Annotated in this window: 16 protein-coding genes; 11 read left to right on the forward strand and 5 right to left on the reverse strand. The window is 58.9% G+C overall.

Annotation, left to right across the window (positions count from 1 at the left end):
• Positions 1-89: 89 nt before the first annotated feature.
• The 10 genes from V6936_RS06850 (at position 90) to V6936_RS06895 (ending at position 7,694) form a co-directional block, all read left to right on the forward strand.
• Positions 90-695, forward strand: a complete 606-nt coding sequence (locus tag V6936_RS06850; protein WP_003801496.1) for a MotA/TolQ/ExbB proton channel family protein — start codon at positions 90-92, stop codon at positions 693-695.
• The gene (locus V6936_RS06855; RefSeq protein ID WP_003801497.1) at positions 695-1,099 is read left to right on the forward strand and encodes an ExbD/TolR family protein; all 405 of its coding nucleotides are present in this window, start codon (positions 695-697) and stop codon (positions 1,097-1,099) included. Before V6936_RS06850 ends, V6936_RS06855 begins: the two co-directional genes overlap by 1 nt.
• A complete protein-coding gene (lpxK, locus tag V6936_RS06860) occupies positions 1,096-2,175 on the forward strand; it encodes a tetraacyldisaccharide 4'-kinase (protein WP_059317769.1) in 1,080 nt (359 codons plus the stop codon). The genes V6936_RS06855 and lpxK overlap by 4 nt, the downstream gene beginning before the upstream one ends.
• Complete coding sequence (locus V6936_RS06865; protein ID WP_003801501.1) at positions 2,175-2,360, forward strand: Trm112 family protein; 186 nt, start codon at positions 2,175-2,177, stop codon at positions 2,358-2,360. Before lpxK ends, V6936_RS06865 begins: the two co-directional genes overlap by 1 nt.
• Position 2,361: 1 nt before the next feature.
• Positions 2,362-3,126 (forward strand): 3-deoxy-manno-octulosonate cytidylyltransferase, encoded by a 765-nt coding sequence (kdsB, locus tag V6936_RS06870; protein WP_059317770.1) that lies wholly within the window; start codon positions 2,362-2,364, stop codon positions 3,124-3,126.
• Positions 3,127-3,225: 99 nt separating this feature from the next.
• Positions 3,226-3,882, forward strand: coding sequence for an adenylate kinase (adk, locus tag V6936_RS06875; protein WP_003801506.1), 657 nt, complete (start codon positions 3,226-3,228; stop codon positions 3,880-3,882).
• 57 nt (positions 3,883-3,939) lie between these two features.
• On the forward strand, positions 3,940-4,704 hold the full coding sequence (locus V6936_RS06880; protein WP_003801508.1) for a 3-hydroxyacyl-CoA dehydrogenase: 765 nt from the start codon (positions 3,940-3,942) through the stop codon (positions 4,702-4,704).
• Between the two features lie 18 nt (positions 4,705-4,722).
• Positions 4,723-6,276, forward strand: coding sequence for a murein biosynthesis integral membrane protein MurJ (gene murJ / locus V6936_RS06885; RefSeq protein ID WP_336579631.1), 1,554 nt, complete (start codon positions 4,723-4,725; stop codon positions 6,274-6,276).
• A gap of 56 nt (positions 6,277-6,332) precedes the next feature.
• Positions 6,333-6,596, forward strand: coding sequence for a 30S ribosomal protein S20 (rpsT, locus tag V6936_RS06890; protein WP_003801510.1), 264 nt, complete (start codon positions 6,333-6,335; stop codon positions 6,594-6,596).
• A 156-nt stretch (positions 6,597-6,752) separates the two neighbouring features.
• On the forward strand, positions 6,753-7,694 hold the full coding sequence (locus tag V6936_RS06895; RefSeq protein WP_039943280.1) for a 2-hydroxyacid dehydrogenase: 942 nt from the start codon (positions 6,753-6,755) through the stop codon (positions 7,692-7,694).
• Positions 7,695-7,752: 58 nt separating this feature from the next.
• Here V6936_RS06895 and V6936_RS06900 read toward each other — a convergent pair whose 3' ends face one another.
• Entirely contained in the window at positions 7,753-8,067 is a 315-nt protein-coding gene (locus tag V6936_RS06900) for a DUF3579 domain-containing protein (RefSeq protein ID WP_003801512.1), read from the reverse strand.
• Positions 8,068-8,319: 252 nt separating this feature from the next.
• On the opposite strand from V6936_RS06900, the gene argF reads away from it, so the two are divergent.
• Positions 8,320-9,261: an ornithine carbamoyltransferase gene (gene argF / locus V6936_RS06905; protein ID WP_039943281.1), complete on the forward strand. Its 942-nt coding sequence runs from the start codon at positions 8,320-8,322 to the stop codon at positions 9,259-9,261.
• Positions 9,262-9,327: 66 nt separating this feature from the next.
• Here argF and V6936_RS06910 read toward each other — a convergent pair whose 3' ends face one another.
• From V6936_RS06910 to kdpC, 4 genes are read right to left on the reverse strand one after another with little or no spacing between them, the layout of a single operon-like run.
• Positions 9,328-10,035: a response regulator gene (locus V6936_RS06910; RefSeq protein ID WP_336579633.1), complete on the reverse strand. Its 708-nt coding sequence runs from the start codon at positions 10,033-10,035 to the stop codon at positions 9,328-9,330.
• Positions 10,032-12,701 (reverse strand): sensor histidine kinase KdpD, encoded by a 2,670-nt coding sequence (locus V6936_RS06915; RefSeq protein WP_336579634.1) that lies wholly within the window; start codon positions 12,699-12,701, stop codon positions 10,032-10,034. The genes V6936_RS06910 and V6936_RS06915 overlap by 4 nt, the downstream gene beginning before the upstream one ends.
• 45 nt (positions 12,702-12,746) lie before the next feature.
• Positions 12,747-14,807: a potassium-transporting ATPase subunit KdpB gene (gene kdpB / locus V6936_RS06920; protein WP_240208850.1), complete on the reverse strand. Its 2,061-nt coding sequence runs from the start codon at positions 14,805-14,807 to the stop codon at positions 12,747-12,749.
• A gap of 38 nt (positions 14,808-14,845) precedes the next feature.
• Positions 14,846-15,520, reverse strand: coding sequence for a potassium-transporting ATPase subunit KdpC (gene kdpC, locus V6936_RS06925; RefSeq protein WP_240208823.1), 675 nt, complete (start codon positions 15,518-15,520; stop codon positions 14,846-14,848).
• Positions 15,521-15,532: the final 12 nt, after the last annotated feature.

Consider the following 15,532-nt stretch of genomic DNA (forward strand, 5'->3'; position numbering starts at 1 on the left):
TGTACTCCGGTCACACCGGAACATTCCCGCAATCCAAACGGGGGCTCTACAATAAGCACTGGTTTACTTCGCGACCGGAAACTCCACCTGTGCTTACTTTGATCCATGCCGCCGGCTGGCCCGTCTGGTTCTTGCTGGCCTGCTCTATTCTAGCCCTGGGACTGATCCTGGAACGCCTGCTGGCCCTGCGCAGCAAACGTATCTTACCGGACGGCCTGGCCCGCCAGATCACTGAGCTGACCGCCCAAAACCGCATACAGGACGAGTCCTTAGCCCGACTGTATGACAACTCCCCCTTGGGCCGTGTGCTGGCTACTGTGCTGAGCAACCGGCATCAGCCTGCCGCTGTGCGCGAGGCGGCGGTCGAGGCGCAAGGCAGAGAGGTCAGCTACCAGTTGAACAAGTACATCCCGGCACTGGGCACCTTGGCCGTGATCGCCCCGTTGCTGGGCCTTTTTGGTACTGTGATCGGCATGATCGACATTTTTGCCGCCTACGACCCCAGCGGTGCCGACCCCAGTCTGATCGCTCGCGGCATCTCCGTTGCGCTCTACAACACCGCTTTAGGGATTCTGATTGCTGTTCCAGCCATGATCTTTCATCGCTACTTCCGTAGCCGTGCAGACTACCTGCTGCATTGTCTGGAATGTGAGGCTGGCGCACTGAACCGCCTGCTAATTCAGAGGGCTGGCTGATGCGCTTTCGCCGAGCACAAGATCAAGACACCCTGGAGCTGAATCTGGTGCCTCTGATTGATGTCCTGCTGGTGGTGCTGATTTTTCTGGCCGCCACCAGCACGTTTGTTCGCTACCGCCAACTGGATGTCTCCTTGCCCCAGGCTCAGGCCCAGGTGTCCCAGGAAGCCGAACTTTTACTGGCCATCAGCCAGGACGGACGGTATGCCCTGAACGGCCTGTGGCTGGATGCCAGTAGCGGCGCCCCACTTCGCCAAGCCCTGACGGGCGAGAAAATGGATCAAAACACCAGTCTGCTGATTCTGGCCGATGCACAGGCTCCGCACTTTACGGTAGTCCAGGCCATGGAGGCCGCTCGTGAAGCGGGCATCCACCGTATTCACTTTGCCACCCAGGCGCCATGAGTGTGCGCGTGCGCCTGACCAACTGGCTGCATCGCCAGTGGCAGAAGAAAGGCTGGTTCAGCGTTTTAATGCGTCCACTGTCCGTCTTGACCGGTTTTTTTGTCCGACGCAAGCGGCAGCGTTATGAGAACGATCCTCACGCCTCTTACCGCAGTCCGGTGCCGGTGATAGTCGTGGGTAATATCATCGTGGGCGGTGCTGGCAAGACACCCGTCGTAATGGCCCTGACCGAACAATTGCGCGCTTTGGGATGGACACCCGGTATTGTCAGCCGCGGGTATGGCGTAGACATCGGCCCGGCCCCTCGCGTTGGTCAAGGTCAATTAGCCGCAACGCAATTTGGTGACGAACCGGCTCTGCTCGCCACCCAGACCCAGGCACCGATCGCCGTTCATCCTCGCCGCGCTCTGGCCACCCAGGCTTTGCTCCAGACTTTCCCTGCCGTCGATCTGATTATTTCGGACGACGGCCTGCAACATCTGGCCCTGCAACGCGATATGGAAGTCGTGGTCCAGGATGCTCGCGGTGTCGGGAACGGCTTGCTGCTACCGGCCGGCCCTCTGCGCGAAGGCCCCGAGCGTCTGCACCAGGCAGACTGGCTGATCAGCCAGGTTGTGGCCGACCAGCCCCCGCCCGCTATGCCTCAAGCTCCTGAGTCAGGCCGGTCCCTGACCATGAGCCTGCGTCCCTATCAAGTGGAGCATCTCGCCTCAGGTCGTCGCATGGACTGGGCCGCCTGGCTAACAGAGTACCGCCATCAGGATCTGCAAGCGCTGGCAGCGATCGGCCAGCCTGCCCGCTTTTTCACCATGCTGCGCGCCTGTGGTCTGCAATTAAGCCGGACTTTCCCCCTGCCCGACCATGCCGCCTTGCAAGCACAGGACTTTCAGGGCTTGCATGAAGGGCCAGTACTCATTACGCGCAAAGACGCCGTAAAATGCCAGCACCTGAATGACCCACGGCTGTGGGTTGTCGATGTCCAGCCCGTGTTCTCACGCCCAGACTGGATTGCTGAACTGGATAGCCTGCTGCGCGAACGGCGCTCAACCTCACCCTCATTACCCGGAGTTCAATAATGGAAGCTCGCCTACTCGAAGTGCTGGTCTGCCCCTTGTGCAAAGGCCCGCTGCGCCACGACCGCGAACAGCAAGAACTGGTCTGCAAGGCCGACAAACTGGCCTTCCCCATTGTGGACGGCATTCCCACCATGCTGATCAACGAAGCGCGTCAACTAGACGCGCAGGAACCTGCCAGCCGCTGATATGACCTTTTCCGTCATCATCCCGGCCCGCCTGGGCTCAACCCGCCTGCCCAACAAACCGCTGGCCGATATTGCAGGCCAACCCATGATCGTGCGTTGTGCTCAACAGGCAGCGCAAAGCGCGGCGCGTCAAGTCTGGGTCGCGACCGACTCGCCGCAGGTGCTGGAGGCGGTTCAGGCCCATGGTTTCCATGCCCTGCTGACCGATGCCGAACACCCCACTGGCACCGACAGACTGGCCCAGGCGGCAAGACTGCTGGACCTGGCCGAAGACGAAATCGTGGTCAATGTGCAAGGGGATGAACCACTGATCCAGCCTGAGCATATCAATGCGGCTGCCCAGCTTCTGGCCCGCAGCGGACAGGCTGACATTGCCACCTTGGCGGCTCCGATCACCAACGCCGAGACGCTGTTCAATCCCAATGCCGTCAAAGTCGTGTGCGACCTCAACGACCGCGCTCTGTATTTCTCTCGCGCCCCCATTCCCTGGGCGCGTGATGCCCTGGCCCAGGGAGACCGGATATTGGCCGACGAGCTTCCCGCATTGCACCATATCGGCCTGTACGCCTACCGAAATCGCTTCTTGCAGCAATACGCCCAGTTGCCGCGTGGGCCGCTGGAGCATTTTGAGTCTCTGGAGCAGCTCAGAGCCCTGGAAAATGGCTTCCAGATTATGGTTCACCGCCTTCGGGAGATTCCTGCTGCAGGCGTGGACACCGAGCAAGACCTGGAAAGAGTACGCGCTCACTTCGCAAATCGGTTATAAAAGATCTTTTTTCTGCGCTTTCCGAATAAAAAATGCGCTAAATATGCTGCAACGCATCATCAAGCGAGAATCGGATCGACGCATTTCCTGGAGGAATTCATGCGACTCATACTGCTCGGGCCCCCTGGTGCCGGCAAAGGCACTCAAGCTGCTTTCATTACCGAGAAATTTGGTATTCCACAAATTTCCACGGGCGATATGTTGCGTGCCGCTGTCAAAGCCCAATCCCCGCTGGGTGTAGAAGCCAAAAAAATCATGGACGCCGGCGGCCTGGTCTCCGATGACATCATCATCGGGCTGGTTCGCGACCGTCTGAAAGAAGCAGACTGTGAGCCCGGCTACCTGTTTGACGGTTTCCCTCGCACGATCCCCCAGGCCGACGCCTTGAAAGATGCCCAGGTCAAACTGGACTTCGTGATCGAGATCGACGTGCCCGAAGAGAGCATTATCGAACGCATGAGTGGCCGCCGCATCCATGCAGCCAGCGGTCGTAGCTACCACGTCACCTTCAATCCGCCCAAGACCCCCGGCGTGGACGATGTGACCGGTGAACCCTTGCTTCAGCGCGACGATGATCGTGAGGAAACCGTCCGCCACCGCTTGTCTGTCTATCGCGAGCAGACCCGCCCTCTGGTCGATTACTACTCGCAATGGTCAGCCACCGGCGACCCACACGCTCCGGCCTATCGCAAGATTTCCGGCGTGGGCAGCGTCGATGAGATTCGCCAGCGTATCCTGGACGCCCTGGCAAGCTAAGCCAATATTCAACCGGCCCCCAGGGCCGGTTGTTCATTATTCAAGGGAGACAAGCTCATGCAAATCAATAACAAGACTTTTATCGTGACGGGCGGCGCATCCGGTCTGGGCGCAGGCACTGTGCGCATGCTGGTGGAACACGGTGCGCGTGTGGTGATTGCCGACATTCAGGATGAAGCCGGGCAGGCGCTGGCCCAAGAGCTGGGCCAAGATTACCTGCATTGTGACGTCACCTCGGAGCAAGACGCCCAGGCCGTCGTGGATCTGGCTTGCCAGGACAGTGCCCGCCCCCTGTTCGGTTTGGTCAACTGTGCTGGCGTGGCCCCTGCCTCGCGCACCGTAGGACGTAATGGCCCACACACGCTGGAGCTGTTTCAGAAAACCGTCATGATCAACCTGGTCGGCACCTTCAATATGTGTCGTCTAGCCGCCGCTGCCATGAGCAGCAATACCCCCGAAGCCTCGGGCGAGCGTGGCGTGCTGATCAATACGGCTTCGGTTGCCGCCTACGACGGGCAGATCGGACAAGCCGCTTACGGTGCCTCCAAAGCCGGCGTCGTGGGCTTGACCCTACCCCTGGCTCGCGATCTGGCCCAGACCGGTATTCGTGTCATGACGATTGCTCCCGGCATCTTTGGCACCCCCATGATGTTTGCCATGCCCCAGGAAGTTCAGGACTCCCTGGCAGCCAGCATCCCTTTCCCATCACGTCTGGGTCGCCCTGAAGATTTCTCCCAACTGGTGCAGAGCATCATCAATAATGAAATGCTCAATGGCGAGACCATCCGTCTGGATGGCGCCATTCGTATGGCACCAAAATAACTTTCTGCATCGGCTCCAATGGGTTTGTTTCGCTCGGCGGCCACGATTAGTGGCCTGACACTGCTCTCGCGCATTACCGGACTGGCACGCGATATTCTGATTGCCCGCGCCTTTGGGGCGGGCCCGCTTACCGATGCGTTCTGGGTAGCCTTTCGCATTCCCAACCTGCTGCGGCGTTTGTTTGCGGAAGGCGCGTTTTCGCAGGCTTTCGTTCCCATTCTGGGGCAGGTACGCAAAGAGCACGAGCAGGACAAGGTCCAGCAGTTGCTGGACCGCGTTGCGCTGCTGTTGACCTTTGCCGTAATGCTGGTGACCATCATCGGTATAGTGGCGGCGCCGTGGGTCGTCAGCGCCATGGCCAGTGGCTTGACCTCGCCCGAGCGGCACACCGAATTTGGCGCCGCCATCACCATGACCCGCTTGATGTTCCCCTACATCATCTGTATGTCACTGGTGGCGTTTGCTTCTGCCGTACTCAATACCTGGAGTCGCTTTGCGATTCCTGCCTTCACGCCTATCTTGCTGAATCTGTCCATGATTGGCGCCAGTCTGTTTCTGGCCCAACACATGGAACCCCCCATTTATGCCCTGGCTATCGGGGTGATGGCCGGTGGTCTGGCCCAACTGCTGGTGCAGTGGGCCGCCCTGGCTCGCCTGGGACTGCTGCCACGATTTTCGCTACGGCTGGGAGAAGCACGCCGCGACCCCATCGTGCAACGCATTCTCAAACAGATGCTGCCCGCCATCCTGGGGGTATCTGTGGCGCAGATATCCTTGCTGATCAATACCAATATTGCTACCTGGCTGCAGTCGGGCAGCGTCACCTGGCTATCCTTTGCCGATCGCCTGATGGAGTTTCCCACCGCACTGCTCGGGGTGGCGCTGGGTACCGTCCTGTTGCCCAAGCTGTCTGCCGCCCATGCCGGTCAGGATGACAAGAACTACAGCGCCCTGCTTGACTGGGGCCTGCGCCTGGTCCTGTTGCTGGGTCTGCCTGCTGCACTGGGCATGGCCTTGCTCTCGGATGGTCTGGTGGCCACCCTGTTTCACTACGGGGCCTTTGCCGCTGCCGACGTCGCTCAGACCCGCCTGGCGGTGGGAGCGTATTCAGTCGGTCTGGTCGGCCTGCTGGCCATCAAAATCCTGGCACCCGGCTTTTACGCTCGCCAGGATATCCGCACTCCCGTCCGTATCGCCATTGCCGTTCTCATCATTACCCAGCTCTTCAATCTTGTGCTGGTACCTGCCTTCGCCCATGCGGGACTGGCGCTGTCCATCGGACTGGGGGCCACCGTCAACGCCCTGACCTTACTGGTGATGCTGCGCAAACGCGGCATTTACCAGCCCCATCCCGACTGGTTGCGTTTTTTCCTGAGAATCATTCCGGCCTTGCTCGCCTTGGCCGCGATCCTCGTGCTGGCAGACCGCCACATCGACTGGATCAGTCTGGGGGCAAGCCCCTGGCTGCGTGTACTGGCCCTGAGTGGGGTGTTGGCTGCCAGCGGCATTTCCTATTTCGGTATGTTGTTTATCGTGGGCATTCGGCCCTCTTACTTTACAAAGCGCACTTAGTATCCTAGAATATTTGTCTTTGCCGATTAAACTTTAAAACTTAGGCTTTATTAAAAATGGCTAATACCGCACAAGCACGCAAGCGCGCCCGCCAAGCAGTGGCTCGCAACAAACACAACGCCAGCATCCGTTCCATGCTGCGTACCGCTATCAAGCGCGTTCGCCAGGCTATCGAAGCAGGCGACAAAACTGCTGCTAACGAAGTATTCCGCAAAGCGACCAGCATCATTGATCGCGTTGCCGACAAGAACATCATTCACAAGAACAAGGCTGCCCGCCACAAGAGCCGCCTGTCTGCTGCTATCAAGGCACTGGCCTGATTGCTGAAGATTTTTAATGGTTTAATCGGCCCTGGCCTAAAAACCAGTTAAAAAGGGGTGCTTAGCACCCCTTTTTTATTAGCCACAAAACCATTGCCTGAACGTGCAGGCCAATCATGCTAAGTTATGGATTTGCGTTTTCATGAGCGAGTCCCCATGACACGTCCCATCGTGCTGCAACTGGCATCTTTGGCCCAGCACCCCTATTTTGACGATATCGACCGTCATTTCGAGCGCATCTCCCTTCAAGACCTGAATCAGCTCTCTGACGAGCAGATTGCACGCGTCCAGGTATTGTTAACCAGCGCTGTCACCGCCACCCCCGCTTCCTTGATGGAGCGCCTGCCTGCGTTGCAAGCAATTTGCAGTGTAGGGGTAGGCTACGACTCTATCGACGTCCAGGCGGCCAGGCAGCGCGGGATTCAAGTCAGCACCACCCCCGACGTTCTGAACGACTGCGTGGCCGATATGGCCTGGGCCTTGCTGCTGGACGCGGCTCGCCGCGTCACTGAATCCGATCGCTATGTGCGCGCTGGCCACTGGGACCGACCAAATGGCTTCGGGCTGGGCACGCGAGTGAGCGGCAAGAAACTGGGTATTGTGGGGCTAGGCCGCATTGGACAGACTATTGCCCGCCGAGCCGGCGGCTTTGATATGGAGCTGCGCTATCACAACCGCCGTCCGCGCCACGATGTGCCCTGGCACTATGAACCGTCCCTGATCGAACTGGCCTATTGGGCAGATTTCCTGGTGATCGCCGCCGTGGGCGGTGATGAAACACGGGGACTGATCAATGTCGACGTCCTGAACGCCCTGGGCCCGCACGGGATTCTGGTCAATATTGCCCGAGGCAGTGTCGTCGATGAAACGGCATTGATTGCCGCCTTGCAACAGGGACGGCTGGGCGCGGCAGGGCTGGATGTCTTCGAAAAGGAACCCCAGGTTCCTGCGGCCTTGCGCGATCTGAACCAGGTTGTCCTGGCGCCGCACACCGCCAGCGCCACCCGGGAAACACGCGAAGCCATGCTCTCGCTGACACTGGAAAACATCTTGCAGTTTCAGAAAACGGGCAAGGTACTGACGCCGCTGACACTATAAAAAAACAAGTCGCCTGCCGTTTAACGGGGGCGACTGAGCAGACTGCGCAAAATCAGGATCAGGACTCAACAGGGTCCATATTCTCGGGATCGATACCGCTGATTTTCAAATTATTGTCTTGCGCAAAGCCACAGACGAATTTCCAGGCCAAAGGCTCGAGCTCTCGCAGACGAGCATCCACCACCACGCAGCGCACGCCGTCAATCAGCCGCGGCACCACATAGGGCGAGTAGGTCAAATGGCCACCCATCGCCCCAGCCGGGCGAAACTGGGACATTACACCGGCCAAGCGTTCTGCCCAGTCGCTGGGACGAAAACGCTGATCCTGCCGGGTCACACCATGGATTACAAGTTGCTTCACTGGCTCTGTCATAACAATTAATCGCTCACCGTGCAGTACAGGTCGGCTGCACTTTTTCCTTTGTCGCTCCGCATTGTATCCGATCGCAGCCGCGCAAAGCCCGGGATTCAATAAATTAGCCACTTGACAATTTATTGCCAAGCATTACTTTGCCCTGCCCTTTTTATCCAAACGCCCACCCCCGTCCTGCCCCCGTCAGGGTCCGACTTTGCTCTAAATAGCCGGACAGGTTAAGATGGCTTTCTTTATCCGCAGGATTTTCTTATGGATGCCATCGTGCAAGCAGGACCGCTTCGGCACTTTCTGCAATTTCGCGACTTTTCTCACGACGAAATTTTATATGTGCTGGAACGCGCACGCCTGATCAAAGACAAGTTCAAACGCTATCAGCCGCACCACACATTGCACGACCGCACCTTGGCGATGGTTTTTGAAAAAGCCAGCACCCGTACCCGTGTCTCGTTTGAAGCCGGCATGTATCAACTGGGCGGCTCGGTCATTCATTTGACCACCACTGACTCGCAGCTGGGCCGCTCCGAACCCATTGAAGATACCGCACGCGTGGTTTCGCGCATGGTCGATATCGTCATGATCCGCACCTTCGAGCAGACCCGCCTGGAACGCTTTGCCTCCCACTCGCGAGTGCCGGTCATCAATGGACTGACTAACGAGTTTCACCCTTGCCAGATTCTGGCCGACATCTTTACCTTTATCGAGCATCGCGGCGATATCAAGGGCAAGACCGTGGCCTGGATCGGAGACGCCAACAATATGGCGTATACCTGGCTGCAAGCGGCAGAAATTCTGGGCTTCACGCTGCATGTGTCGGCCCCTAACGGCTACCACCTGGAGTCGGATCGCACCGGCAACCCGGACTCCAGCATTCTGCGCGAATTCGACGATCCCTTGGAAGCCTGCAAGGGCGCGCACCTGGTTACCACGGACGTGTGGACCAGCATGGGTTACGAAGACGAAAACGAAGAGCGTCGCAAAGCCTTTGCAGACTGGTGTGTGGATCAGGAGATGATGGATGTGGCGGACCCGAGCGCCCTCTTTATGCATTGCCTGCCCGCTCATCGCGGCGAGGAAGTCACCGGCGAAGTCATCGACGGCCCACAAAGTGTGGTCTGGGATGAAGCTGAAAACCGCCTGCATGTTCAGAAAGCATTGATGGAGTTCCTGATTCTGGGACGCCAGCAAGCCTGAACACCACAGAGCCACGCCAACGGCTCAACAATGTAAAAGGGGATACGTTGTATCCCCTTTTTCTTTTTACGCCTGAACTTCCAGACCCGCCAAGCGATACCCTACCTGCAGTTCCGTCAGCAGATGCTTGGGTTGTGCGGCATCCTGCTCCAGCTTTTGACGCAACTGCATCATGTACACCCGCAGATAATGCGGCCGGTCTGAGTAAGCAGGCCCCCAGGTTTCGTGCAACAAATGTTGATGCGTCAATACCTTGCCATGCCCCCGAATCAGGGCCGTCAGGAGACGAAACTCAATAGGCGTCAAATGCACGGCCTGCCCATCCCGCGTCACCTCATGAGACGCCAGATCGACCTGCACCCCTCCAAAGCGGACCCGCGAGGAGGCTACCTGCACGTTTGGCACCAATTGGGAGCGCCGCAACAAAGCGCGTATACGGGCCAACAGCTCCGGCACGCCAAAGGGTTTGGCCAGATAGTCATCCGCGCCGGCATTCAGGGCCGCCACCTTCTCTTCTTCTCGATCCCGGGCAGACAGGACCAGAATCGGAGAATAGACCCAGCCGCGCAGATCGCGAATCAAGTCCTTGCCGTCTCCGTCTGGCAGACCCAAATCCACAATCATCAAGTCGGGACGACGGGTTGCCGCGTCCATACGCGCTTGCGCCAAGGTGCTGGCTTCGATCACGGCCATGCCCTCCTGCTCCAGGGCAATCCGTACGAAACGACGGATATTGGATTCATCCTCCACGATCAGTATCTGGGCTTTGTTCATGTCGGTAGCTCGTCACTCTCCATACGGGGGGCCGCTTTCCAGGGCAGGCGAATCTCAAAGACCACCCCCTGCGGCAAGCGCGGCCTGGCGCTGATCGTACCACCATGTGCAGCAATAATCGTTCGACACAGTCCCAGCCCCAAGCCCACCCCCGCCACGGAGGATTCTTTCTGTCCCCGTGTGAAAGTATCAAACAATCGCTCGGGATCCCCTGGTGGCAAACCGGGACCATCATCGCTGATCAGCAAATACATGGACTGACCCGCCCACACCCCCCTCAGCCAGATCGTGCTGGTATCGGGCGTGTACTTGGCGGCATTATCCAGCAGATTCGTCACCACCCTCTCCAACATGACACCATCGACTTCGACTAACGGCAGGTCCGCAGCGAACTCGGTCACGACCTGACGAGGCTGCAAGGCGGCCGCGCAACGGGCAAGCGCAATCCCCACAATATCGCCCAAGGCATGCCACTCCTTGTGCAGTTTGACTCCTTCATTTTGCATACGGGCCAGGTCCAGCAAGTTGGACACCTGACGACGCAACTCATCAGACTCCACACGTATGGCCCTCGCAATATCGCGCTGTTCTGTTTCACCCAGGCCCTTGGGTTGCTCCAGGGTTTCAGCCAGACCCCGGATCACAGTCAAGGGCGTACGTAAATCATGCGAGACGGCCGACAGCAAGGTGTTGCGCATTTTCTCCCCCTCCATGCGCAGCACCGTGTCTTGGGCGATGGCCACATAGTGAATGCGTTCAAGAGCTTGCGCCAATATAAAGCAGCACGCATCCAGCAAGCGCCGCCCATCGGGTGTTCGTAACGAAGCTGCCGCGCCAGACTGTACCACCAGCACACCACGCGGGGCCATCGGGCCTTTCAAGGGCAAGTACAAGGCACTGGCCCCATTCAGGGTTTCAGTTCCCTTGCCCGCCGCTTCCATGTGGTCGAACACCCATTGCGCGACTGAAAGCTCCACAAAGCTCGTATGGCGAGTTGCGACCAGCTGATTATGCTGATCCGGCACAACCAGCACCATCGGCATCTCAAACAAAGGCTCCAGGGTATCGCGGCACACGGCCAGCACCTGCTCCAATGCCAGCGCCCCGGCCAGATCCCGACTGACACGCGTCAACGCGGCCGCCCGGCGCTCGCCATCGCGCGCCGCTCGTGCCTCGGCCTGCAAACGGGCTGCCAGCTGACCAATAATCAAGGCCACCACCAACATCACGCCAAACGTGAAGACATACTGGGTATCCGTAACCGAAAACGAATAGCGGGGTTCCACAAAGAAAAAATCAAAGAAGGCCACCGACAACAGCGAGGCCCACACACCGGCCAACCGTCCCAAGCGCAAGGCGGTAAAGACCACCGTGATCAAAAACAGCATGATCACATTGGAGAGTTCAAAAAACGGCAACAACTGCTCCGCCAGCAAGGTCGTCACCACACAGATGATGGAGGCAATCGACAGGGCTTTGCCCTGCGCCATGGGGGTCTCCAGCTCAAGGGGGCGGATAGGTCGCTGAACCGTATCCACACGCACGAGCAGCAGGCCAATCTCGGGGTTGCTACGCGCCAGCCGCTCCGACAAGGCAGGCCGCCAGGGCCAGCGCGAACGTGCCGAGGAGTTACCCAGAATCAACTTGGTGGCATTGCGTTGCCGTGCGTAGGCCAGGACGGTATGAGCCACATCCTGACCGGCAATATTGGCAAACTCAGCGCCGGCATGCTGCGCACTGGCCGCCAGGCGCACCAGCGCTTCCTGCGCCTTGATCTGACCGCTTTCCGATGGCGTGTCCACATGCAGCACGATCCAGGGCGTTTGCCATTGCTGGGCCAGCCGCGCCCCCTCCCGAATCAGCGCTTCCTGGGCACTGTCCGCACTGACGCACACCATTAACAGTTCACGAGTAGGCCAGACGGTTCGTATGGCATGGGAGATTCGGTAGACATGCACATCGGCATTGACCCGGTCCGCCACGCGACGCAAGGCCAGTTCACGCAAGGCAATCAGATTGCCCCGACGAAAGAAGTGTTGACGCGCCTGGGCCACCGAGTCCGCCAGATACACTTTGCCGGCATTCAAGCGAGCCAACAGATCATCCGGGGGCAGATCCACCAGCAGCACATCGGCCGCACGATCAAATATCCGGTCTGGAACGGTCTCCCGAACCCGCACCCCGACAATGCCCCCCACCACCTCATTCAGGCTGTCCAGATGTTGCACATTCAACGCGGTATACACATCGATTCCCGCATCCAGCAGCTCTTCCACATCCTGCCAGCGTTTGGCATGACGGCTACCCTCAAGATTGGAATGGGCCAGCTCATCGACCAGCAGCAACTGATACCCCGACACAAGGGCCGCATCCAGATCAAACTCGGTGACCACCCGTCCCTGACGCTGATACTCCTTGCGCGCCAGTACGGGCAGCCCCTGCAGCAACGTCTGTGTTTCCTGACGGCCATGCGTCTCCACAATACCAATCGCAACGGACACTCCCTCGGACTGACGCTGATGCGCTTCCTTGAGCATGGCGTAGGTTTTCCCCACACCGGCGCACGCTCCAAAGAAGATCTTGAGCTGCCCCCGGCGAGGCTGGTGCGGGTCCTCGCCAACCACCTGCAACAGCTCATCCGGGTCCGGCCTATCTTCAAGCGACATGGGTCTGTGTACTCCCTGCAGAAAACTGGTAATGATCTTACGCTCTTATCCAAAAAACGGCGTCAGCAGCAGATCAATCAACTTGATGCCGACAAACGGAGCGATCAGCCCGCCCAGGCCGTAAATCAAGAGGTTTCGCTTGAGTAAACGGCTGGCCGGTTCGGCACGGTATTTCACCCCCCGCAAGGCCAAGGGAATCAGAGCGATGATTATCAGGGCATTGAAAATGACTGCAGACAGAATGGCAGTGGCCGGGCTGTGCAACTGCATCACATTCAAGGCACCCAGAGCGGGATAAGTGACTACAAAAGCCGCGGGAATAATCGCAAAGTACTTGGCCAGATCATTTGCGATACTGAAAGTCGTCAAGGCGCCGCGGGTCATAATCATCTGTTTGCCCACTTCCACCACTCGCAACAGCTTGGTGGGATTGCTGTCCAGATCGACCATATTGCCCGCCTCTTTGGCCGCCTGCGTGCCACTGTTCATCGCCACAGCCACATCAGCCTGGGCCAGCGCAGGAGCATCATTGGTCCCGTCACCCGTCATGGCAACCAGTCGCCCTTCATCCTGATAACGCCGGATCAACTGCAGCTTGTCCTCCGGCGTGGCTTCGGCCAGATAGTCATCCACCCCGGCCTCGGCCGCGATGGCCGCAGCCGTCAACGGGTTGTCCCCGGTAATCATGATGGTCTTGATCCCCATAGCCCGCAGCTCAGCAAACCGCTCCTTGATCCCGCCTTTGACGATGTCTTTCAGCTCCACCACGCCCAGCGCTTTATTGCCTTCGGTCACCACCAGCGGCGTGCTGCCCCGTCGCGCCAGCTCATTGACCAGACCATCCAGTTCAGACGGAAAAATACCTCCCAACGATTCAATGTGAGCGCGCATCGTGCTCGCCGCGCCTTTTCGGATCTGACGACCGTCAATATCAATTCCACTCATGCGGGTATGGGCGCTAAAGGCAATGGTTCGCGCGCCATGCAGCTCACGGCCTCGCAAATGAAACTGTTGCTTGGCCAAGACCACAATGGAGCGCCCCTCGGGAGTCTCGTCCGCCAGCGAGGCCAATTGGGCGGCATCGGCCAGAGCCTGCTCAGACACCTGCGGCGCGGGCAGAAACGCCCAGGCTTCCCGGTTGCCCAGCGTGATCGTGCCGGTCTTGTCCAGCAGCAAAACATCCACATCCCCGGCTGCCTCGATAGCGCGGCCAGAACTCGCCAGCACATTGGCTTGCATCATGCGGCTCATGCCAGCAACCCCCACTGCCGACAGCAAGGCGCCGATGGTGGTGGGAATCAGGCACACCAACAAAGCAATCAGGGCTGTCATCGTGACAGGTGAACCGTGTCCGGTCAGCACCGTCGCAAAGCTGGAAAAAGGCAACAAGGTGACGCACACCAGCAAGAAGATCAGCGTCAAGGCCACCAGTAAAATCGTCAAAGCAATCTCGTTGGGGGTTTTGCCACGCCTGGCCCCCTCCACCATTGCTATCATGCGATCCAGAAAGGCCTCACCCGGTTTGGCGGTCACCCGCATCACGATCCAGTCTGACAGCACCCGGGTACCGCCCGTGACGGAACAGAAGTCTCCCCCGGACTCACGGATCACCGGCGCCGACTCACCTGTAATGGCAGACTCGTCCACCGAGGCGGCACCCTGCAAAATCTCCCCATCGGCGGGGATAATCTCGCCTGCCTCAACCAACACGTAAGCGCCCGGCAGCAGCTCGTCGCTGGGGACCGGCCAGGCACGGCTATCGCGCGCGGGTTCTTTCAATACCCTGGCCATGACCCGCTTGCGGGTGGAACGCAATGCATCGGCTTGCGCCTTGCCCCGCCCTTCCGCTACGGCCTCGGCCGCATTGGCAAACAGGACCGTAAACCACAACCAGGCCGACACCGACCAGATGAATCCGGCCGGAGCCTCACCCTGGCCCAGCAGAGCCTGCATGCCCAGCAAGCTGGTCACAATGCTGCCCAGATACACCACGCACATCACCGGGTTTTTGAATTGCGCCCGGGGCGAGAGTTTTTTGAAGGCTTCCTTGCACACCGTTCCCCACGGTATGGCGCGCAATGACGATGAATGTCCCGCCTCTTGCATGGCTTTCAGATCAGTAATAGACATAATGACACCTGTTCCTAACGCACGGCGGGCTGAACAGGCTTGACCCTGTCCAGTGCCAGATTAAGCTCCAAGACCTGCACACGCGGCTCGCCCAGCACTCCCCATTGACGGGCCTGGGTGTAGCGATCGATCAAGACCTGGACCTGAGCCAGCGGCATGTCCCGCATCCTGGCAATTCGAGCGGCCTGCAAACGGGCATTGGCTACCGAGATATGGGGATCCAGCCCCGATGCCGACGCCGTCACGGCATCCACCGGCACGGGTGCATCCTCTGCCAAACCGTTCATCAGGCGATAGGCCTTGCTGCGCTCCGCCACAGCATCCAGCAAACTGCTGCTTAACACGCCCTGATTGCCAGCCCCGCTGGCCGCGGCGTTATAGGGTTGGGCAATACTTTGGGAAGGATCTGCCGGGTCCACTCCCACAGTCGCGCTGGGGCGGCCGTGAAAATACGCGGGCTGGCTGAAGTACTGGCCAATCTGGCGGGAGCCTACGACCTGGCCATCACGTTGAATCAGGCTGCCCTTTGCCTGCTCCGGGAACAGGGCGGTGCCGATAAAGGTCGTGGCCAAGGGGTAGGCAATGCCCGTCAACAGCATAAAAAACACAGCAGACACCAATACCGGCCGCAACAAGCTTCTCATCGTCGGGGCAGCCAGTGTCGAAACCAAAAAGTGATGGGTAGACATGACGGTCAATCC

The organism is Alcaligenes sp. CHO6 (assembly GCF_037120595.1).
Lineage (GTDB): Bacteria > Pseudomonadota > Gammaproteobacteria > Burkholderiales > Burkholderiaceae_B > Alcaligenes > Alcaligenes ammonioxydans.